The sequence below is a fragment of the Pseudomonas sp. BF-RE-22 genome, assembly GCF_019956155.1.
GTDB classification, from domain to species: Bacteria; Pseudomonadota; Gammaproteobacteria; order Pseudomonadales; family Pseudomonadaceae; genus Aquipseudomonas; species Aquipseudomonas migulae.
In genome coordinates, this window is record NZ_JAHBDD010000051.1 from 1 (window position 1) to 19,907 (window position 19,907).

The window sequence follows — 19,907 nt, forward strand, 5'->3', positions numbered from 1 at the left end:
TCACCACTCATCAGGCCGAGCGTTAGCTCGCCTTCAGCTTTTGATCTGAGCGCCCCCTCGAGAGGCCGAGTGGAGGTTCTGCGCAGTGGGCAACCCGGCATGGATGCCGGGTTAGCCGCCCCCGGCCATGGATGGCCGATGGCGGCGGGCCCACGGAGCAGGACCGGAGCGAGGGCATGGCGAGCCTTAGCGAGCCACCGAACGAAAGGGGCAAGAGCCCTTGGTTACTTGGGGCTTTTCCAAGTGACTCGCTGTAAAAGCGAAACCGCCAGCCGCCGTTACCGCAGAAACGGATATGTACCCCAACCCCAACCCCACCATTGTTGCGATTCCAGCAACTAATCTATGCAACACAGTTGCTGTTTCCTCACACATGAACTCATTACCATACCTTCATAGTTAGGTTGCTAATGAAGTCAAAGAGGTCAGCATGCAAAGCAAAGTCGATGTCGCCGTCATGATCGGCAGCGGTGTGCCCGCCAGTTTGCGAGCGCAGGGGCAGAGCGTCTGCTGGGTCGTGCTGCTGAACGGCGAACGCCGGGGGACGGCATTCTCCCGTCGCGATGAAGCGGAGGAGTGCAAGGCTGCCTGGTTGGCCCAATTAAGCGCCGAAGCCCCCGACAGCCTGCATTGACTAGTGAACCTGATGCATACGCAGATTCAGGTCATCAACCACCCGTGACCAATCAGCATCCTCACGCAATTGTTCTTTCAGGAAACCAGCTTGTTGTGGCGTCCAGAACTCGGCATCGATGAGCTTTTTATCAAAGGGCATAGGCGAATGACTGGCGATGAAGTCGTCGATGGCCTTCTCGCTGGAGTCCAGGCCTAGCTGGTCGAACAAGCCTTTCAAGTCGTGTATAGGTGAATCCATCTTCATCTCCTTGCTGGTCGCGCAGGTACGAGATCTGAGGTGCGGCTGCATTGCATCTGAGGGCGCCGCGCTTCAGGCATTCGATAGCGATGTCCGAAATCAGGAATGAGCATAGACTGCGAATCGGCTGATCAGGCTTTCAAGGCCCCCTGATCGACGGCGAGCTTCAAGGCCTGGGCGGCTTCACGGGCGGCGACGGCAGCGACGTCCGAGGTCTTGAACCAGCGATCCTTCTCGACCTGGTGATACGTCACCGTGGTTAGCGGCGGTTTGGCGCGCATGACAATGACCGCCTGGAATTCGCCTTCGACTTCTCTGGCTTCGCCCCGGATAAAAAATTCACCGATATCAAATTCCGTCACGTAGCAGCCTTCCCCTGGAAATATCCTGTTGTGTTGAACGCCGTCCGACTTGGGAACGGGTTTCATTGGTTCGGCAGTATGGCAGTAGTTGCCTGCCGACGGCTGAGTTAAGTCGTCGGCATGACGAAACGTCTATAAGAAGGGACTGAGCGTAGCGCTTAGCGATGTAATTCGAGCTGGCGGGCGAGTGCGCATGCTTCGTTGTGGTCGCTGCGGAAACCCCTGACATGGCCAGTGGAAATTTCTTTGATGTGGAAGAACGCATTACCGGCCAGAACAACCTGAAAACGCGGTGTGGCAAGCGTTTCAGGGTCAAGTTCAGGGTGTTGAAACCCCGCCGCGTACAGCGTCGACGGGTTGCCTGAGTAAGGCGCGAGGGGACGGGCGAAGTGTGTCAGGGTGCACATATGAAGTCCTTTTCGTTATTTTGCCGACGTGTGTACATCGTTTTGGGTAGTCTCGAAGAGCATCGCTGCTCTAGAATCACCGTCACTGGTGGGCGATTGATGGTTATCTAAAGCAATTTTTTGCCGGCGATATGTCGGAAAAGTGCTTTTTTTAAAGAGTTTTTTCCCTAAGGTTGGTAATCCGTTTTTTCTGGCAGTCAGAAGGGCTTTTTCCTTCAACCTCTGACGAACTCCAGGCAAGACGACGCGAGTGACTTTCCATTAGTCTTCTTACGCCTCGCGATGAATGAGCCCTCTGCTCGTTTCAGGATTTCAACACGGGTCATTTGGCGACACCTTCGGCATTGCCGCTTTTTTCTGCTGTGCGCTGTTTGTAAGCGTGCGGCATCATTTTCAGATGTGGGGATGTTTCCTTGGCAGTAAGTAATCTCGATATGCATGCTTTGTTCGTGCTGGGTGATTTGCGCGCAAAGCTGGTCAAGCAGTTCCAGTCACGTTTTGTTTACATCACCGAACAGAACGCTGAAGGCATTTACATTGCCGAGATCGACACCGAATCAGCACTGGTGGTGGACGACAAGCCAGGCCTGAAACTTAAAGTCGGCGATCATTTCAGCGCTTCGGTTTTGCCCAGTCGCGAAGGCGGCAAGCTGGACATCAAGTTCCGCGAAATCAAACTGACGGTGTATGGCCTGGGCGATTACGCGTTCGTGACCACCGCCGACGGTCACGGGATCGTGTTCAAGGAAGGTCACAGCGTGGTGATGGTATTTGCCGCCCACCAACAATTGCAGGAAGGCCTGACCAAAACCCTGAAAGCCGTGACGGCCAAGGCCGCCAAGTGGCGCAAGGGTGAACTGGTAACCTTCAAGGCCAGCGAGTAATGCCCCTGACCCGCGCCGATTTTCACATACAGAACCAGGCCAGCGCCCAGGTGGAGGCCCAGCGACTGTTCGAGCAGAAGACCATTCTGCAGGGGGCCTGGCTGGGGTGGGTGGCGTCGCAGATCTACACGTTACGCCCGGCTGAATACGCCAGCATGGTCAGAAGAGAGCTGGCGCGCTTGCAGGAAATTTCCGAAAAATAATCCTCGCCCCTCGAAAGCAGGAACCTCTACTACAGTCAGTTGACTGAGTATTTTGAGGCTCGCGGTCTTTATCAGGCCATCCTGCTATTGCTGTGACCAGCACGAGGTGCAAAAGCATGAACGGATTTCGACGGTTGCTGGCCACTGTTCTGGTCGCTTTCGGTCTGGGTTCGCCCATTCCGGTATTCGCCGCCCAGGCGCCGATCCACTTCGCCGACCTGAACTGGGAAAGCGGCAGTCTGATCACCGATATCCTGCGGATTATTGTCGAGAAGGGCTACGGGCTGCAGACCGATACCTTGCCGGGAACGACCATCACCCTGGAAACCGCCCTGGCCAACAATGACATTCAGGTCATTGGCGAAGAATGGGCCGGTCGCAGCCCGGTCTGGGTCAAGGCTGAAGCCGAAGGCAAAGTCGCGAGTCTTGGCGATACGGTGAAGGGTGCCACCGAAGGCTGGTGGGTGCCCGAATACGTGATCAAGGGCGATCCGGCCAAGGGGATCAAACCGCTGGCCCCCGGCTTGCGCAGTGTCAGTGACCTGCCGAAATACAAGGACGTGTTCAGTGACCCGGAAAGCCCGGGCAAGGGGCGCTTCCTCAACAGCCCGATCGGCTGGACCTCGGAGGTGGTCAACAAACAGAAGCTCACGGCCTATGGCTTGAACGACAGCTATGTGAATTTCCGCAGCGGCTCCGGGGCGGCGCTGGATGCGGAAATCAGTTCGTCGATCCGTCGTGGCAAGCCGGTCCTGTTCTATTACTGGTCGCCGACACCCTTGCTCGGGCGCTTCAAACTGGTTCAGCTGGAAGAACCGCCGTTCGACGCCGAAGCCTGGAAAACACTGACCGACGCCGACAACCCCAATCCGAAACCGACGCGCTCACTGCCCTCGAAGCTGTCGATTGGGGTGTCCACACCGTTCCAGAAACAATATCCGCAGATTGCCGAGTTCTTCAGCAAGGTCGATTTCCCCATCGGCCCGTTGAACAAGGCGCTGGCTGATATGAGCGAGAAACACACTCCACCGCGCCAGGCGGCGGAGGCGTTCATGAAGGCGCACCCGGATGTGTGGCAGGCGTGGCTGCCGAAGGATGTGGCGGATAAAGTCTCCGCCGAGTTGAAATGATGGGTGCCGCTGATATCACCGGACTGTAGGAGCCGGCTTGCTGGCGATGGCGACCTCGAAATCGATGCAGAACTCTGGGGCCTCATCGCCAGCAAGCCGGCTCCTACAGGGAGCGTGGATCGAGCACTAAAACCGGGTTTGAACGGCCAGCTCAAAGGTCCGCGGTGTACCCAGGTAATACGCGGGCGACACGTGCGCAAACTCGGCATACACCTCGTTGGTCAGGTTGCGTACCCGGCCAGTGACGGTGGTGTGCCGATCGACCTTGTAGCTGAGAAACGTGCCATAGAGCGTATAGGACGGCACGGTCATCGTGTTGGCGCTGTCGGCAAACACCGAGGCGACGTACCGCGCATCGACACCTCCTTGCCATTGCGGCGCAAAGTCATAGGTCAGCCACAGATTGCCGACCCGGTCCGGCACATTGGTCGGTGTGTTGCCCTTGCGTGAAACCACCACACCTGCGGCATTCTTCTCGGTGAACTCGTCGTACTGAGCATCAACCCAGGCAAAGTTGCCTTCGGCCAACAGCTTGTCGGTGATCTGCAGCGAACTGGCCAGTTCGATGCCTTTGGACGTCTGCTGGCCCACGGGAATGCTAAGCGTCGGGTCCAGCGGATCGGTCACCGCGAAGTCTTTGCGCTCAATCGTGTACGCCGCCAGCGTCGCCGAACCGCGCCCGTCCAGATAGTCGAATTTGCTGCCGACTTCCCATTGCTTGCCGGTCGAGACATCAAAATCCTGCGTGCCGTTGGGTTGTTCGGCGGCGGTGCTGTATTGCACGTAGACGTTGGCGTCAGGGATGAACTGGTAGGTCAGGCCGACGCGACCAGTCACAGGTTCCCAGCTACGTTTGAGATGACGTGGATTGCTGGCGGTCACTTCCCGGTGGTTGGTCACGTCCAGATCGATGTCGTCGTAACGCAGCCCGGTCAGCAACGACAATTTATCGGTCAGCGCCAGGCGGTTCTCGGCGAACAGTGCCTTGGTGGTGACTTCGTTGGTCTTGTCGCTGACAAACCCCGGCCGGGTGCCCGGGATGTCGTAGAAATGCCCCGGCTGAAAGTTGTTCGGGTCGACCGTGCTTGCGCCTTTGACGTTCAGCGGCGAATTGGTGGTCTGGTTGACCTTGTACTCGAAACCGCCGGACCAGGTGGTGTCCAGGCCAAACAACGTGTTGTCGTGACGCAGTTCGAACTGGTTGCCGTTCTGCTCGCCCTGATGGCGCACCTGGTACGCCGTGGAGCGGTTCACCGCGCGGTTGTTGGCGCTGTACTGATAGGTTTCCAGGTTGCGGTAATCGCGCTGACTGTCGAGGTGATAAAGCGTGTTGCGCAGGGTGGTGCTGTCGTTGATCCGGTAGTCGATGATCGAGCGCACCCAGATTGTACGTTGCTCGTAACGGCCGTCCTCGACGTTGTAGTTGTTGAAGCGGTTGTGCTTGTCGATCTTCAGTTCACCGGCCTTGGGATTCAGCACCGGCGTGCCCCAGTACGGACTGTCTTCGTGTTCATCCTGATATTCCAGGGCCAGGGTGTGGGACAGGTTTGGCGTCAGGTCGCTGAGCAGCGAAAACGCCACGCTCCACGCATCGCGTTCCTGGCGATCAATATAGCCGTTGCCGGTGTTGTGGCTGACATCCAGCCGCGCGTAGTGCTGCACATCCGCACCGGCTTCACTGAGCGCGTGATTCAGGCCGAGCGCGGTCTCGGTGGTGTCGTAACTGCCGTAGCTGACCCGGCCTTCGACCGCTTGCTCTTCACGGGTCGCCAGTTTGGTCACGTAGTTCAGCGAACCGCCCACGGAGCCGGCGCCATTGATCAGCGATGACGGGCCGCCCACCAGTTCCACCCGATCATAGATCCACGCATCCACGGGCCGGGCAAGGCCGCCGGAGACGTTCACGCCATTGAACATCTGGGTGATCTGGCTGCTGGTGAAACCACGGTAGGAGACGAACCCGCCGAAACCCGGCGGCGCACTGGCATTCACACCGGGCAAGGTGTTGGCGGCGTCCTGGAAGTTCTGCGCGCCGTGGCGTTCGATGTCGTTGCGGTTGGCAATCGCCACCGACGCCGGGGTTTCACGCACGCTCAGCCCCAGGCGCGAGGCCATGCCGCTGGATTGGTCCAGGCTCAGACCCGGCTCGGCGGGGGCTTCGCCATCAATGGTGATTGGTGCGAGGTCCACTGTGGATTGTGCCCAGGCGTTAACGGACAGGCAGCCGATCAGGCTGGCCAGCAAAGGAATGGTTTTCATCGATGAATCCTGAATGCTTGCTAGGAAACAGCGCACAGGCGAACGCCTCGCGTTGGCGAAGTGAGCTGATTGAATGGCGAAGGATTCAGGCGAACGGCGGGGCGCGGGGGTTGGCCGAGGGCCAGGTGAAGCGGGCTGGGAGGTCAGCGTTGGCGACGACCGCCAAGGGTGGGCTGTGTGTTTGCGGGAGGATCGCCAGGGTCAGGCTGGAATTGAGCGCCGGGCCCATGCCGCCGGTGGAGCACAACGGGCAGCCGAAGGCTTTCGACAGGGTCGGCAGTTGCTCTTCGGACGTGTTTGAGGACGCAGGTGCCTGAGTGCGCGGGTCAACCGTACAGAACTGACCGCCGAGGCCGTTGAGCTGCGCCCCGACCATTTGTCCGTGACCGATGCTGCAGGCGAACACATTGAACAGGACGCAGCAATAAAGCATCCATGCAATGAGTGAGCGATCGGTCCGGGCGAGTTTCATGGGGTGGCACTTTACCACCGTTGATCAGCCGCGCACTTCTAAAAATGCCGACTAGGATGATTCTGTTAATTCACTTTCAAGGATCCTCGACATGACGTTTGTGTTGGCTCAGTGGCTGGTGACGATCTTCGCGGTGATAAGCCTGATACATGTCTACTGGGCGCTGGGTGGCCAGTGGGCTTTCGTGGCGGCCGTGCCGCAAGTGCCGGGGGAGGACGGCGCGCAATCGCAACCCGCGTTCAAGCCTTCGAGGTGGCTGACGTTATTGGTGGCTTTCGGATTGCTGCTGATTGCAGCGCTGGTGTGTTTGCGCGTTGGCTGGTGGGTGCCGGCGGTGACCCATCAATCGCTGCAATGGGTGATCAGCGCAATCGCCATGCTGATGTTCGCCCGGGCGATTGGCGATTCGAACCTGGTGGGGTTTTTCAAGCAGGTCAAGGGATCGGAATTTGCCCGGCTGGATACGTGGGTGTATTCGCCGTTGTGTGTGGTGTTGGGGGCGGGGTTGTTGGTCGTCGCGTGGATTTGAAAAGCATCGCCGGCAAGCCGGCTCCTACAGGTGAACACAAACCCTTTGCAGGAGCCGGCTTGCCGGCGATGAGGCCCGAACAATCAACACAAATCCGTGACCCTAACTCCCGCTCTCCGTCCGCCGGCTACTCACCTCAGCCGGCACATCATCCCCCGCCATACGCTTGCGGAACAACGCCGCCCGCGCCAGCAGCAACGTGGTTACCGGCACCGTAATCGCCAACAGAATCGGGATCAGCCAGGCATGCAGCACCGGCCCGGACTTGAGCGCCGAAAAGTAGATGATCGACCCCAGCGCCACGCACCACGCACCCAATGTCGAGGCCAGCGCCGGAGGGTGCATGCGTTGAAAATAATCCTTCATACGCACCAGCCCGATCGCCCCGATCAGCGCAAAAACACTGCTGAGTACCAGCAGGATCGCCACCGGGATTTCCACCCACAGAGACAGTTCAGCGTTCATTCGATCACCTCGCCACGCAGCAGGAATTTCGCCAGGGCAAACGAGCCGACGAAGCCGAACAGCGCGATCAGCAGCGCCGCTTCGAAGTACGTGTCACTGGCATAACGAATACCCAGTGTCAGCATCATCAGCATCGCGATGATGTACAGGTAATCCAGTGCCAGAACCCGGTCCTGCGCCGACGGCCCTTTGAACAGGCGGATCAGGGTCAGGACCATCGCCAGCGAAAAAATGAACAGGCTCAGCAGAACCGCATTCGACAGCAACGGGCTCATTCGAAAATCTCCATCAACGGGCGTTCGTAGGTCACCTTGAAATGCTCGATGAACAGCGCTTCGTCATCCAGATCGAAGACGTGCAGCAACAAAATGCTGCGGTCCAGCGCCAGTTCGGACCAGACCGTACCGGGCACCACCGTGCAGATCATCGCCAGTGCCGCCAGGCCGTTGGCGTCGCGCAAATCCAGCGGCACCTTGATGAACCGCGAGCGCGGCGGGCGTCGGCCGGCGTTCAAGACACCCCAGGCCACAGCAAGGTTGGAGACCAGCACGTCGCGTCCGACGATGAAGAACAAACGCAGAATCACACCGGGACGCCGAATGCGGATCGGCAGGGGGCGCAACTTGCGCATCATCAACGGCGCGCAAAACCCGAGCACGGCGCCCAGCAACAGGTTGCCGGGGCTTATCGACAGGTTCAGCACCAGCCACAACAACCACAGCGCCAGCGACAACCAAGGTGCAGGAAACAGACGCCTCATGGCTGCACCTCCGCGACGGCCGCTTTGGCTTCCGGACTCGGAACTGCCCGGGTGCCAAGCACCGCCATCACGTATTGCTGCGGATTGTTCAAGGTTTGTGCGGCGGCCTGGGTGTAACGCAGCAGCGGCTCGGCCTTGAAGGTCAGCAGAATGCTCAGGCCCAACAGTGCAATGATCGGCACACATTCGAGCCGTCGCAGCAAGGGTGATGGCCGTTCTTCAGGCGTCCAGAAACGCTGGATGCCCAGACGCGAGAAGGCAATCAACGACGCCAGCCCGGAGAGAATCAGCAACGCCAACAAACCCCACGCGGCGTTTGACACCGGTTCATCCGCGCCATTGCCCAGGCCCAGCGGGTTGAGCAGGGCGTGCAGTAAACCGAGTTTGCCGATAAAGCCGGACAGCGGCGGCATGCCGATGATCAGCAACGCGCAAGCGATGAAGCTCAAGCCGAGAAAGGCCATGGTCCAGGGAATCACCTGGCCGACCACGGCTTTTTGTTCATCGTCGAGGTTGATGCCTTTGGGCGGTTGCAGGGATTCCATCGGCCGCGCAATCAGGTCGGCGTCATCGAACAACGGCATTTCATTGGCCGAGCGCGAGCGCTCGATCAACTCGGCCAGCAGGAACAACGCGCTCAACGCCAGGGTCGAGCTGACGAGATAGAACAGCGCCGCGCCGATCAGGTTCGGCTGGGCGAAACCGATGGCCGACAGCAGAATCCCTGCCGACACCAGAATGCTCAGGCTGGCCATGCGTTCCAGACGTTGCGCGGCGAGAATCGCCACGGCGGCGCAGACGATGGTTGCCATGCCGCCGTAGATCAGCCAGTCGCCGCCAAAATACGCCGACGCGCCGGCCTGACCGGAGAACAGCAAGGTCCACAGGCGCAGCAAGGTGTAGACGCCAACCTTGGTCATGATCGCGAACATCGCCGCCACCGGCGCACTGGCCGAGGAATAGGCCGGCACCAGCCAGAAATTCAGCGGCCACATCCCGGCCTTGGCCAGGAACGCCACGGCGAGAATCGCCGCGCCGGCATGCAGCAAGCCGCGATCGGCTTCCGGTACCAGCGGGATTTTCAGCGCCAGGTCAGCCATGTTCAGGGTGCCGGTGACGCCGTAGATCAGCGCCGCGCCAATCAGGAACAGCGAAGAGGCCAGCAGATTGATCGAGATGTAATGCAACCCCGACGACACCCGCGCCCGGCCCGAACCGTGGAGCATCAGGCCGTAAGAGGCCGCCAGCAGAACCTCGAAAAACACGAACAGGTTGAACAGGTCCGCCGTCAGGAACGCGCCATACAAACCCATCATCTGGATCTGGAACAGCGCGTGGAAACTCGAACCGGCGCCGTCCCATCGGGCCATCGCGAACAGCAGGGCGCTGACGCCGATGATCCCGGTCAGTACCAGCATCAGCGCGGACAGGCGATCGACCACCAGCACGATCCCGAACGGTACTTGCCAGTTGCCCGGCAGGTAGACGCCGATGGAGCCGGGCACATCAGTGGTTTGCGTCCATTGCAGCAACAGCACGGCGATGCCCAGCCCCAAGAGGCTGGAGAGCAGGTTGATTTTAGCCTTCAGCGGGCGGTGCTTCTCGCCCAGCATCAGCATGATGGCGGCGGTCAGCAGCGGCAACAGAATCGGTGCGGCGATCAGGTGCGTCATCGCATTCATTCTTTAGGCTCCCGGCCATCCACATGGTCGGTGCCGGTCAAGCCACGCGAAGCCAGCAGCACGACGAGAAACAGCGCGGTCATGGCGAAGCTGATCACGATGGCGGTCAGCACCAGCGCTTGTGGCAGCGGGTCGGTGTAATGCAACAGATCTTGCGGCACGCCGTCCTTGATGTTCGGCTCTTTGCCGATGAACAGACTGCCCATGCTAAAGATGAACAGATTGACGCCGTACGACAGCAGGCACAGGCCCATGACCACCTGGAACGTCCGTGGCCGTAGCACCAGCCAGACGCCGGACGCGGCCAGTACGCCGATGGCGATTGCGATGACTTCTTCCATCAGACGGCTCCTTTCGTGGCGACGGATCTGGGCTGGGCAGCGGTTTTGTGGCCGCGTACCGATTGGTGGCCGAGGGCGGTGAGGATCAACAGCGTCGAGCCGACCACCACCGAGTACACGCCGATGTCGAAGAACAGTGCGCTGGCGATGTGAATGTCGCCTAACACCGGCAGTTCGGCATGCCAGGTGTGGGTGGTCAGGAACGGATAGCCGACCGCCATCGCCCCGAGCCCGGTGACCGTGGCGAACAGCAAACCGGTGCCCATCCAGCGCAGCGGTCGCAGGCTCATTTGCGCCTCGACCCACTGCGTGCCGGCGACCATGTATTGCAGGATGAACGCCACCGACATCACCAGCCCCGCGACAAACCCGCCGCCCGGCTGGTTGTGGCCGCGCATGAACAGGTAGATCGAGACCACGAACGCAATCGGCAACAGCATGCGCACCAGCACCGCCGGGACCATCATGAAGCCGAGCGCGGTGTCGCTGGCGTGACGTGGGTTGACCAGATCGGTGACCACGTCGGGCGCGAGCAAGCGTTGTTGCGCCGGCAGTTGCAGGCTTTCTTTCGGCGGGCGGAAGCGTCGCAACAGCGCGAACACGGTCAGCGCCACAGCCACCAGCACGGTGATTTCGCCGAGGGTATCGAAGCCACGGAAGTCCACCAGCATCACGTTGACCACGTTGCTGCCGCCGCCTTCCGGCAGGGCTCGGCTGAGGTAGAACGAGGAAATGTCGTTGGGCGTCTGGCGCGTCAGCATTGCGTACGACAGCAACGCCATGCCGCCCCCGACGGCGATCGACAGCAGCAAGTCGCGCAGACGCCGGATGCGTGCCTTGCGCAGGCTGCTCGGCAGCGGCGAAACCTCTTCGATCCGTCGCGGCAACCAACGCAGGCCCAGCAGGATCAGCACCGTGGTCACCACTTCAACCACCAGTTGCGTCAGCGCCAGATCGGGCGCGGAGAACCAGACGAAGGTGACGCAGGTCATCAGTCCACAGACGCTGACCATGGTCAGTGCCGCGAGCCGGTGATACTTGGCTTGCCACGCCGCGCCGAGGGCACAGGCAATCGCCAGCAGCCACAAGGTCACGAACACAATCGAGCCCGGAATCTTCGGCCGGTCACCCCAGCTCAGGCTGCTGTGCAGCATCGGGATCAACCCGGCCAGCACGGCGGCGAGCACCATCAGGAACAGCTGGGTTTGCAGGCGTCTGGTGCTGATCCGCCGCTCCAGGCGACGGGCCAGGCGCATCATGATCACCAGGCTGCGCTCGAACAGGCGCTTGCCGTTGAACAGGCCAATCACCGGCGGGTATTTGAAACGCCCGTGCTTGAACTGGTTGCGCAGCAGCAGGTAGAGCACGATGCCGCCGGACATGGCGACCAGGCTCATGATCATCGGCGCGTTCCAGCCGTGCCAGATCGCCAGGCTGTATTCAGGCAAGGTGCCGCCGACGACGGGCAGGGCAGCGGCAGCCAGTAACGAGCCGACCACTTGCGCCGGGAAAATCCCCACGATCAGGCAGGTGAACACCAGCAATTCCACCGGTGCACGCATCCAGCGTGGCGGTTCGTGCGGGGTGTGCGGCAGGTCGGTGGCGGTCGGGCCGAAGAACACATCAACCGTGAAGCGCAGCGAATAGGCGACGCTGAACGTGCCGGCGATGGTCGCGACGATGGGCAGGGTCAACTCGATCCAGGCGGTCGCGTTGATGAACACGGTTTCGGCGAAGAACATCTCTTTCGACAGGAAACCGTTGAGCAACGGCACGCCAGCCATTGAGGCGCTGGCGACCATGGCCAACGTCGCGGTGAACGGAATCAGTTTGATCAGGCCGCTGAGCTTGCGAATGTCGCGTGTGCCGCTTTCGTGGTCGATGATCCCGGCGGCCATGAACAGCGATGCCTTGAAGGTGGCATGGTTGAGGATGTGAAACACGGCGGCCACGGCAGCCAGTGGACTGTTCAGGCCCAGCAGCAGGGTGATCAGGCCGAGGTGGCTGATGGTCGAGTACGCGAGCAGGCCTTTGAGGTCGTTCTGGAACATCGCGCAGTACGCGCCGAGTAACAGGGTGCAGGCACCAGCGCCGCTGACGATGTAGAACCATTCCTCGCTGCCGGACAACGACGGCCACAGCCGCGCCAGCAGAAACACCCCGGCCTTGACCATGGTCGCCGAGTGCAGATAAGCAGAGACCGGTGTCGGCGCCGCCATCGCGTGGGGCAGCCAGAAGTGGAAGGGGAATTGCGCGCTTTTACTCAGGGCGCCGATCAGAATCAGGGGCAGCAGAAGAGGGTAGAGGGCATGTGCGCGAATCAGATCGCCGGCGGCCAGGACCTTGTCCAGGTCATAGCTGCCGACCACATGGCCAAGCAACATGACCCCCGCCAGCAGGCACAAACCGCCCGCGCCAGTGACCATCAGCGCCATGTAAGCGCCGCGTCGCGCATCGGCGCGATGGTGCCAATAGCCGATCAACAGGAATGAAAAGAGGCTGGTCAGCTCCCAGAAAAACACGATCTGGATCAGGTTGCCGGAAATCACCAGACCCAGCATGGCGCCCATGAACGCCAGGAAGAACGCGAAGAAGCGCGGCACCGGATCGTCCGGCGACATGTAGTAGCGAGCGTACAACGACACCAGCGTGCCGATGCCCAGCACCAGCATCGAGAACAGCCAGGCAAACCCGTCCATGCGCAGAACGAAGTTCAGGCCGAGGCTGGGTAGCCAGAAAAACTCTTCGCGAATGACGCCACCATGGGCGATCTGCGGGTACAGGAGTGCGACCTGGACGGTGCCTATGAGGGCAACGACGCCAGCCAACAAAGATTCAGTGTTACGCGCGTTGTGCGGCAGCACGGCTGCCAGACAGCTGCCGACAAAGGGCAGAAGCAGTAGAACTATCAGGGACATAGGCTTCTAATCTGCGGAAGTTTGTGAAGCATCATACGTGCCAGTCCCCGGATCACCAAACGGCAAGCTGTGGCAGAATCCTACAAGGTAGACGGAAAATGCCTGATTCACATTGTTTCAGAGGGCTGTGTTCAGCGGGGCTGGACCCTTTGTGAGCCGGCTTGCTGTGGGCGGCGTTCCGACGATGGTGTGCTTATGGTTGGCGTGTTTCTTTGATGGTGTACATATCCATTGCTGCGGTAACGGCCACTTATGGTTTCGCCCTTACGGCGAGTCACTTGGAAAAGCCCCAAGTAACCAAGGGCTCTTGCCCCTTTCGTTCGGTGCCTCGCTAATGCTCGCCATGCCCTCGTTCCGGTCCTGCTCCGTGGGCCCGCCGCCATCGGCCATCCCTGGCCGGGGGCGGCTAACCCGGCATCCATGCCGGGTTGCCCACTGCGCAGAACCTCCACTCGGCCTCTCGAGGGGGCGCTCAGATCAAAAGCGGAAGGCGAGCTAACGCTCGGCCTGATGAGTGGTGGAAATCAAAAGCAAACGTGACACCCTGTAGGAGCGAGGCTTGCCCGCGAAAAGCGTCGGGGCAACGCGTTCATTCAGGCAGCCCGCGTTATCGTTAACGTCCATCGCCGGCAAGCCGGCTCCTACAGGAGGGATGTGTACATGGCGACCAGCAACACCGGAGTATCGCAATCATTGTTGGTCATCGATATGTGCGGGTTCATGCGTCACCTTCCGCTTGAGCGGCGTGCATGCCGTCAATAGAGGCCTGTACCCGTGAGCGCGGTGCCGATCATATGTTTGGCATGTTCCGCAACGTCGAGCAGCGGGATGTCGGGTTGTACGGCAAAGCGGTGAAGGTCGATGTGGTCGCAAGGGGTGAAGACGATTTATCAGGCGCTTCAAATCTTGAGGTTTACCCCAGAGTTTCGCGCTCCAACTCTTCCTCGACCGCAGCTGCCTTACCCTTGGTCTTCAACTCACTCACAATCACCGCCGCCACAATCAACCCCGCGCCCACCAACGCAATCGCCGGCAACCGTTCCCCGGCGATCCTTCCGACGATCCCGGCCCACACGGGCTCACCCGCGTAAATCAACGTCGCCCGCGTCGGAGAAACGCTCTTCTGCGCCCAGTTCATCGCCACCTGAATCGCCGCGCTCGCTGCGCCGAGGCCGAGGGCGCTGCACAGCAAAAACCATGAAAAGTCAGGAATGACTTCCTGAGTCGGCACCACCAGCAAGAACGACAACACCGAGGTGGTCGCCAATTGCACCACCGTCACCCGGCGCACATCGACCTGGCCCGCGTAGGTGCTGATCAGAATGATCTCCGCGGCAATCGCGATGGCGCTGATCAGCGTGGCGATTTCACCCGGACTGAAATTGAACGAAGCACCGGCAGGCCCAGACAGCAACATCAACCCCGTGAAGGCCAGCATGATCCCGATGCTCGGCATCAGCCCAGGACGCCGCCCCAGCACCAGCCATTGCAGCAACGGCACAAAGGGCACATACAACGCGGTAATGAATGCCGACTGACTGCTTGGAATGCTCTGCAACCCGACGGTCTGCAAGCCGTAGCCGAGCATGATCGCCACGCCGATAAAGGCGCCGGCCTTGAGTTCGAACAGGGTCATTTCCCGCAGATGACGCCAGGAGAACAGGGCAACGATGCACGCGGCGGCGGCAAAGCGCAGGCCGACGAAGAACATCGGGCCGCTGACGGTCATCGCGTGCTGCACCAGCAAGAAGGTCCCGCCCCAGACCATGGTGATCAGCACCAGCACGCACTCGGCCTTGCTGAATTTGCGGGAAGAAGCCGGGGAGGAGTTCAACGACGTCATGACCTTGCGCGCTACCTGAGGGCGACGCACAATGCGCCGAATGTTGCGCAGTATACTGCCCAACTCCGACAAGTGAGCAATATAGTGCACAAAGATTCAACGCAGCGGGCTTCGGTCCTTCAGCACGTCAGCCTGAACGTTCGGCGTCTGCGCCACGCCGCCGACATGAGCCAGACCGCGCTCGCCGAAAAGTCCGGGGTCAGCCGCCGGATGCTGGTGGCCATCGAGGCCGGCGAGAAGAACGTGAGCCTGACCACCCTCGACCGCGTGGCCGAAGCGCTGGATGTGGCCTTCAGCGACCTGATCCAGGCACCGGACGCCCGCGACCCGAGCCGCATCAACGAAGTGGCCTGGGCCGGAGTGATTCCGGGCAGCAAAGCCGTTTTGCTGTCCAAAGCCACCGCCACCCGTGAAGTGGAACAGTGGGAATGGTGCCTGCAACCGGGGGAGATTTATCCGTCGCAACCGGATGCAGAGGGTTGGAGCGAACAGATCTACGTGTTCGAAGGTTGCCTGACGCTGATGGTGCGCGACACGCCACATAACATCGGCGCGGGGGAGTTTTTCATGTTCGCCAGCAACCAGCCTCATTCCTATCGCAACGATGGGGAAGTGGCGACGCGATTTGTGCGAAATGTGGTGATCTGATTTCGGATACCGCTCATCTGAAATGATGCGCTACCTGTTATTTATGACAGTAGGCGGGCGGGGTGATTGTTCTTTAAATATCGTTCAGTACGTTGTACTCGTGACTTGCCCTGACTGCCGGGTAGGGTTTGCCCGACCGTCCACTGAACGGAGTTGGATAAATGGCTTTATTACCAGCGCTCCAAATGAAAGAAGCTGTAGGTGGGGTGATTAAACTTACAGATGTTCCGGCGGATGGCGCTACGGCCCTCATTCCTGAGCCCGATAATAGCTTTCCCCGTGAATATGTCAGCGTGTTTATTGAGCGTCAGGAGTATTTGCTGAAGCTCGGCGTGCCGATCGATGGCTATTATCGAGTAAAAATATCAAAAAGTACTTTGCTGGATCATTCAGGGCCGGAAAAGCAGTTCAAATATATTCTCTTGTACGACGGAGCCGCACACATCTCTGATTCGATAAATTACGATATTTTGCATTCTTGATTGAGTGGAATAGCAAAGCGCTCGACCTCTATGAAAGGGGCGAGCGTTTTGCTGTCAGAAGTGTTTGTCGAGCAACAGTAAATCCACAGATTGTCTCGCTTTATTTAGTCAAGTCATTTAAGTTTTGTCAGTAACGTACTGATTAATAAAGATTAAAAATATTGGCACGACTTCTGTAGAGGTGTTTGGGTATTCACCTGACGCTGGAGTCGCGTAATGACAATCTCAGCCCAACCCCCTCGCACCGTCCACGTCATCCATTCGGATGCCGAGGCAATCGCCGTCGCTCACAAACTCGCTGCACGCTTCGCCGTCGAGGCCAGCGTGCGCGATCGCGAGCGCCGCTTGCCGGTCGCCGAGCTCGACGAGTTTTCCGCCAGCGGCCTCTGGGGCATCACCGTTCCCAAGGCATACGGTGGCGCCGGCGTTTCCTACGTGACCGTCGCCGAAGTGATCAAGATCATATCCGCCGCCGATTCTTCCCTTGGCCAGATCCCGCAAAACCACCTCGGCGTGCTCGACATCCTGCTGCAAACCGCCACCGAAGAGCAGAAGCGCTACTACTTCGGCAAAGTCTTGCAGGGTTACCGCTTCGGCAACGCTTTCTCCGAGTCCAAAAGCAAAAACGCCGGGGCCTTCGAAACCCGCATTCGTTTCGACAAGGACACCGCGCAGATCGACGGCGAGAAGTTCTACTGCACCGGTGCGCTGTTCGCGCACATCGTCCCGGCGGTGGCGGTCAACGAGCAGAACCAGGCGTTCATCGCGTTCATCGAGCGCGACAATCCCGGCCTGACCGTGATCGACAGTTGGGACGGTTTTGGCCAGCGCACCACCGCCAGCGGCGGCGTCACGTTGAATGCGGTTAAGGTGCCGTTGAGTGCGGTGATCCCTGCTCACAAAGCGTTTGACGAACCCACTGCGGACGGCCCGATTTCACAGATCATCCAGGCAGCGGTGGACACCGGCATCGCCGTCGGCGCGCTGGAAGAAACCAAGCGCTATGCCCGTGAATCCCGACCATGGATCGACAGCGGACACGACCACGGCTGGCAGGACCCGTTCAGCATCGCCGCCATCGGCGACCTCGAATGGCGGGTCCACGGCACCGAAGCGATCCTCAAGAAAGCCGGGCAAGCCATCGACGCGGCGTTGCTCAATCCCAATGAAGACACGGTGGCCTACGCCTCGGTGGTGGTCGCCCAGGCCAAAGTCCTGTCTGCCGAAATCGCGTTGCTCGCCAGCAGCAAACTCTTCGAACTGGCCGGGACCCGCTCGGTGCTCGGCAAGTACAACCTCGACCGCCACTGGCGCAACGCCCGCACACATACGCTGCACGACCCGGCACGCTGGAAATACCACCTGATCGGCAACTACCTGCTCAACGGCGTCAAGCCTGCGCGCCACGCCTGGAACTGAGGAGTCCACCATGAATGCCTTGACCCAACCGATTGCTGCCGGGCAACCCCTGGCCAAGAGTCAGCACGACTTGCACAACGCGCGCAGTTTGCTCGATGCGACCCTGCGCTTCGTTCGTCAACAGACTCAAACCAAGGATGACCCATACGTCATCAGCCGTTTCGGCGACGTGCAGATCCGCATCGAAGTCGCCGCCGTGCTGCTTGAACGTGCCGACGATTTCTTGAATAGCCACGAAGACGACACCGAAGTCAGCGTCGCCATTGCCGAGTCTCACCTCGCCAGTGCAGAGGCGCTCAACACCGTAAGCCACGCCGAGTTTGAACTCACCGGGCAACGCACCACATTGCCCGGCTCACTGCACGATCCGCTGCACTGGAAACTCCACCTCATTGGTAATTTTCGCCTTAACGGCATTCATCCCCCAAGCTTCAGGAGCGCCGTTTGATGGCCCGGGAAATTCGTCTAAACGCTTTCGACATGAACTGCGTCGGTCACCAGTCGCCCGGTTTATGGGCGCACCCACGGGACCGCTCATGGCAGTACAAAGACCTCGAATACTGGACCGACCTGGCGAAAATCCTCGAGCGCGGCAAGTTCGACGGGTTGTTCATCGCCGACGTGCTTGGCATCTACGACGTCTACAACGGCAACGGTGAGGCGGCGATCCGTCAGGCGGCGCAGGTGCCGGTCAACGATCCGCTGCAACTGATTCCGCCGATGGCGCTGGTCACCGAGCATCTGGGTTTTGGCCTGACTGCGTCGCTGTCGTTTGAGCACCCGTATCCGTTCGCCCGACGCCTGTCGACCCTCGATCACCTGACCAAGGGCCGCGCCGGCTGGAACATCGTCACCTCGTACCTGGAGAGTGGCGCGAAGAACCTCGGGCAGAAAAACCAGACTGAACACGACGCCCGCTACGACTTCGCCGAAGAGTACCTGGAGGTTTGCTACAAACTCTGGGAAGGCAGTTGGGAAGAGGGCGCGATCCTGCGGGATCGCGAGCGTCGAATTTTCAGTGACCCGAGCAAAATTCACGAGATCCAGCACGTCGGCAAACACTTCCAGGTGCCGGGCATTCACCTCTGCGAACCCTCACCGCAACGCACGCCCGTGCTGTACCAGGCCGGAGCGTCGAGTCGTGGCAAGCAGTTCGCCGCTGAACATGCCGAATGTGTGTTTGTGGCGGCGCCGTCGAAGGTGCTGTTGAAAAAGACCGTGGCCGACATCCGTCGTCGCGCCGCCGAGGCCGGGCGCGATCCGTCGAAGATCCTGATCTTCAACCTGCAAACGGTGATCCTCGGTGAGACTGATGCCAAGGCCAAAGCCAAATTCGAGGAATACAAAACCTGGGTCAGCTACGAAGGTGCGATGGCATTGATTTCGGGCTGGACCGGGATCGATTTCAGTCAGTTCAAACCGGATGAACCGCTCAAGCATGTGCACACCAACGCCATCCAATCGGCAGTGGAAGCGTTCTCCACGGCCGATCCGAACAAGGTCTGGACGCCTAACGAACTGGCCGACTGGGTCGGAATTGGCGGGTTTGGTCCGCTGTTTGTCGGCAGTCCCGAGACGGTTGCCGATCTTTTGCAGGAGTGGGTTGAAGAGACCGATGTGGACGGCTTCAACCTGGCCTATGCGCTGACGCACGAAACCTTTATCGACGCCGTGGAACTGCTGGTGCCGGAGTTGCAGAAGCGTGGGGTCTACAAGACCGAGTACGCACCGGGGACCTTGCGCGAGAAGTTGTTCGGGGAGGGGGCGCGGTTGCCGGAGATACATCCGGGGGCGGGGTATCGGGATTTGGCGGGGTTGCGGCAGCAGGAGAGGAAGGTGGTGTCTGCCTAGACGCCATCGTCGGAACGCCGCCCGCAGCAAGCCGGCTCCTACAGGGTTTTGTGTCATGCACAAATATCGCTGGCGACACGAAACCTGTGGGAGCGAGCCTGCTCGCGAAGGGGCCGGCACATCCAGCATTGATGTCGGCTGTCACGCCGCCATCGCCAGCAAGCCGGCTCCTACAGGATTCGTGTTGCCGGTGATTTCCGTGGACGACACAAAACCCTGTAGGAGCGAGGCTTGCCCGCGAAGAGGCCGGTACATCCAGCATTGATGTCGGCTGTCACGCCGCCATCGCCAGCAAGCCGGCTCCTACAGGATTCGTGTTGTGGATGATATTTGCAGACAACACAAAACCCTGTGGGAGCGGGCTTGCCCGCGAAGAGG

Annotated in this window: 22 protein-coding genes; 10 read left to right on the forward strand and 12 right to left on the reverse strand. The window is 59.9% G+C overall.

Going from position 1 to position 19,907, the window contains the following annotated elements; translation table 11 throughout:
- Positions 1 to 430: 430 nt before the first annotated feature.
- Positions 431 to 634 (forward strand): hypothetical protein, encoded by a 204-nt coding sequence (locus KGA82_RS22155; RefSeq protein WP_008035852.1) that lies wholly within the window; start codon positions 431 to 433, stop codon positions 632 to 634.
- Here the strand turns inward: KGA82_RS22155 and KGA82_RS22160 are convergent, their stop codons facing one another.
- The 3 genes from KGA82_RS22160 to KGA82_RS22170 all read right to left on the reverse strand — a co-directional run bounded on the left by KGA82_RS22160 (position 635) and on the right by KGA82_RS22170 (position 1,643).
- The gene (locus KGA82_RS22160) at positions 635 to 874 is read right to left on the reverse strand and encodes a DUF2789 domain-containing protein (protein ID WP_223452541.1); all 240 of its coding nucleotides are present in this window, start codon (positions 872 to 874) and stop codon (positions 635 to 637) included.
- 131 nt (positions 875 to 1,005) lie between these two features.
- Positions 1,006 to 1,236, reverse strand: coding sequence for a hypothetical protein (locus KGA82_RS22165; RefSeq protein ID WP_223452542.1), 231 nt, complete (start codon positions 1,234 to 1,236; stop codon positions 1,006 to 1,008).
- Between the two features lie 158 nt (positions 1,237 to 1,394).
- The gene (locus KGA82_RS22170) at positions 1,395 to 1,643 is read right to left on the reverse strand and encodes a hypothetical protein (RefSeq protein ID WP_223452543.1); all 249 of its coding nucleotides are present in this window, start codon (positions 1,641 to 1,643) and stop codon (positions 1,395 to 1,397) included.
- Between the two features lie 413 nt (positions 1,644 to 2,056).
- Here KGA82_RS22170 and KGA82_RS22175 point away from each other — a divergent pair, with 413 nt between their 5' ends.
- From KGA82_RS22175 to KGA82_RS22185, 3 genes are all read left to right on the forward strand, one after another.
- The gene (locus tag KGA82_RS22175) at positions 2,057 to 2,527 is read left to right on the forward strand and encodes a hypothetical protein (protein ID WP_008035847.1); all 471 of its coding nucleotides are present in this window, start codon (positions 2,057 to 2,059) and stop codon (positions 2,525 to 2,527) included.
- Positions 2,527 to 2,730: a hypothetical protein gene (locus KGA82_RS22180; protein WP_192496341.1), complete on the forward strand. Its 204-nt coding sequence runs from the start codon at positions 2,527 to 2,529 to the stop codon at positions 2,728 to 2,730. Before KGA82_RS22175 ends, KGA82_RS22180 begins: the two co-directional genes overlap by 1 nt.
- Positions 2,731 to 2,846: 116 nt before the next feature.
- Positions 2,847 to 3,860, forward strand: coding sequence for an ABC transporter substrate-binding protein (locus KGA82_RS22185; protein WP_207286269.1), 1,014 nt, complete (start codon positions 2,847 to 2,849; stop codon positions 3,858 to 3,860).
- 126 nt (positions 3,861 to 3,986) lie between these two features.
- Here KGA82_RS22185 and KGA82_RS22190 read toward each other — a convergent pair whose 3' ends face one another.
- Both KGA82_RS22190 and KGA82_RS22195 read right to left on the reverse strand, forming a co-directional pair.
- The gene (locus KGA82_RS22190) at positions 3,987 to 6,119 is read right to left on the reverse strand and encodes a TonB-dependent receptor (protein ID WP_223452544.1); all 2,133 of its coding nucleotides are present in this window, start codon (positions 6,117 to 6,119) and stop codon (positions 3,987 to 3,989) included.
- Positions 6,120 to 6,204: 85 nt separating this feature from the next.
- Entirely contained in the window at positions 6,205 to 6,591 is a 387-nt protein-coding gene (locus KGA82_RS22195) for a DUF2946 domain-containing protein (protein ID WP_008029173.1), read from the reverse strand.
- A gap of 91 nt (positions 6,592 to 6,682) precedes the next feature.
- On the opposite strand from KGA82_RS22195, the gene KGA82_RS22200 reads away from it, so the two are divergent.
- Entirely contained in the window at positions 6,683 to 7,120 is a 438-nt protein-coding gene (locus KGA82_RS22200; protein ID WP_223452545.1) for a DUF3995 domain-containing protein, read from the forward strand.
- Positions 7,121 to 7,222: 102 nt separating this feature from the next.
- Here KGA82_RS22200 and KGA82_RS22205 read toward each other — a convergent pair whose 3' ends face one another.
- The 7 genes from KGA82_RS22205 to KGA82_RS22235 all read right to left on the reverse strand — a co-directional run bounded on the left by KGA82_RS22205 (position 7,223) and on the right by KGA82_RS22235 (position 15,219).
- Positions 7,223 to 7,585 carry a Na+/H+ antiporter subunit G gene (locus tag KGA82_RS22205; RefSeq protein ID WP_008029177.1) on the reverse strand — a complete coding sequence of 121 codons (363 nt, stop codon included), beginning with the start codon at positions 7,583 to 7,585 and terminating at the stop codon, positions 7,223 to 7,225.
- On the reverse strand, positions 7,582 to 7,860 hold the full coding sequence (locus KGA82_RS22210) for a K+/H+ antiporter subunit F (protein ID WP_008029179.1): 279 nt from the start codon (positions 7,858 to 7,860) through the stop codon (positions 7,582 to 7,584). Before KGA82_RS22210 ends, KGA82_RS22205 begins: the two co-directional genes overlap by 4 nt.
- Positions 7,857 to 8,345 carry a Na+/H+ antiporter subunit E gene (locus tag KGA82_RS22215; protein ID WP_223452546.1) on the reverse strand — a complete coding sequence of 163 codons (489 nt, stop codon included), beginning with the start codon at positions 8,343 to 8,345 and terminating at the stop codon, positions 7,857 to 7,859. Before KGA82_RS22215 ends, KGA82_RS22210 begins: the two co-directional genes overlap by 4 nt.
- Entirely contained in the window at positions 8,342 to 10,027 is a 1,686-nt protein-coding gene (locus KGA82_RS22220; protein WP_192496345.1) for a monovalent cation/H+ antiporter subunit D, read from the reverse strand. Before KGA82_RS22220 ends, KGA82_RS22215 begins: the two co-directional genes overlap by 4 nt.
- On the reverse strand, positions 10,024 to 10,368 hold the full coding sequence (locus KGA82_RS22225) for a Na+/H+ antiporter subunit C (protein ID WP_008029186.1): 345 nt from the start codon (positions 10,366 to 10,368) through the stop codon (positions 10,024 to 10,026). The genes KGA82_RS22220 and KGA82_RS22225 overlap by 4 nt, the downstream gene beginning before the upstream one ends.
- Positions 10,368 to 13,286: a monovalent cation/H+ antiporter subunit A gene (locus KGA82_RS22230; RefSeq protein WP_192496346.1), complete on the reverse strand. Its 2,919-nt coding sequence runs from the start codon at positions 13,284 to 13,286 to the stop codon at positions 10,368 to 10,370. The genes KGA82_RS22225 and KGA82_RS22230 overlap by 1 nt, the downstream gene beginning before the upstream one ends.
- 913 nt (positions 13,287 to 14,199) lie before the next feature.
- Positions 14,200 to 15,219 carry a DMT family transporter gene (locus KGA82_RS22235; protein WP_223452547.1) on the reverse strand — a complete coding sequence of 340 codons (1,020 nt, stop codon included), beginning with the start codon at positions 15,217 to 15,219 and terminating at the stop codon, positions 14,200 to 14,202.
- Here KGA82_RS22235 and KGA82_RS22240 point away from each other — a divergent pair.
- The 5 genes from KGA82_RS22240 (at position 15,214) to KGA82_RS22260 (ending at position 19,529) form a co-directional block, all read left to right on the forward strand.
- Positions 15,214 to 15,777 carry a helix-turn-helix domain-containing protein gene (locus KGA82_RS22240; protein WP_192496349.1) on the forward strand — a complete coding sequence of 188 codons (564 nt, stop codon included), beginning with the start codon at positions 15,214 to 15,216 and terminating at the stop codon, positions 15,775 to 15,777. The genes KGA82_RS22235 and KGA82_RS22240 overlap by 6 nt on opposite strands.
- Positions 15,778 to 15,938: 161 nt before the next feature.
- A complete protein-coding gene (locus KGA82_RS22245) occupies positions 15,939 to 16,259 on the forward strand; it encodes a hypothetical protein (protein WP_223452548.1) in 321 nt (106 codons plus the stop codon).
- Positions 16,260 to 16,475: 216 nt separating this feature from the next.
- A complete protein-coding gene (locus KGA82_RS22250) occupies positions 16,476 to 17,678 on the forward strand; it encodes an SfnB family sulfur acquisition oxidoreductase (RefSeq protein ID WP_223452549.1) in 1,203 nt (400 codons plus the stop codon).
- A 10-nt stretch (positions 17,679 to 17,688) separates the two neighbouring features.
- Positions 17,689 to 18,126 (forward strand): acyl-CoA dehydrogenase, encoded by a 438-nt coding sequence (locus KGA82_RS22255; RefSeq protein WP_223452550.1) that lies wholly within the window; start codon positions 17,689 to 17,691, stop codon positions 18,124 to 18,126.
- Entirely contained in the window at positions 18,126 to 19,529 is a 1,404-nt protein-coding gene (locus KGA82_RS22260) for an LLM class flavin-dependent oxidoreductase (protein ID WP_223452551.1), read from the forward strand. The genes KGA82_RS22255 and KGA82_RS22260 overlap by 1 nt, the downstream gene beginning before the upstream one ends.
- Positions 19,530 to 19,907: the final 378 nt, after the last annotated feature.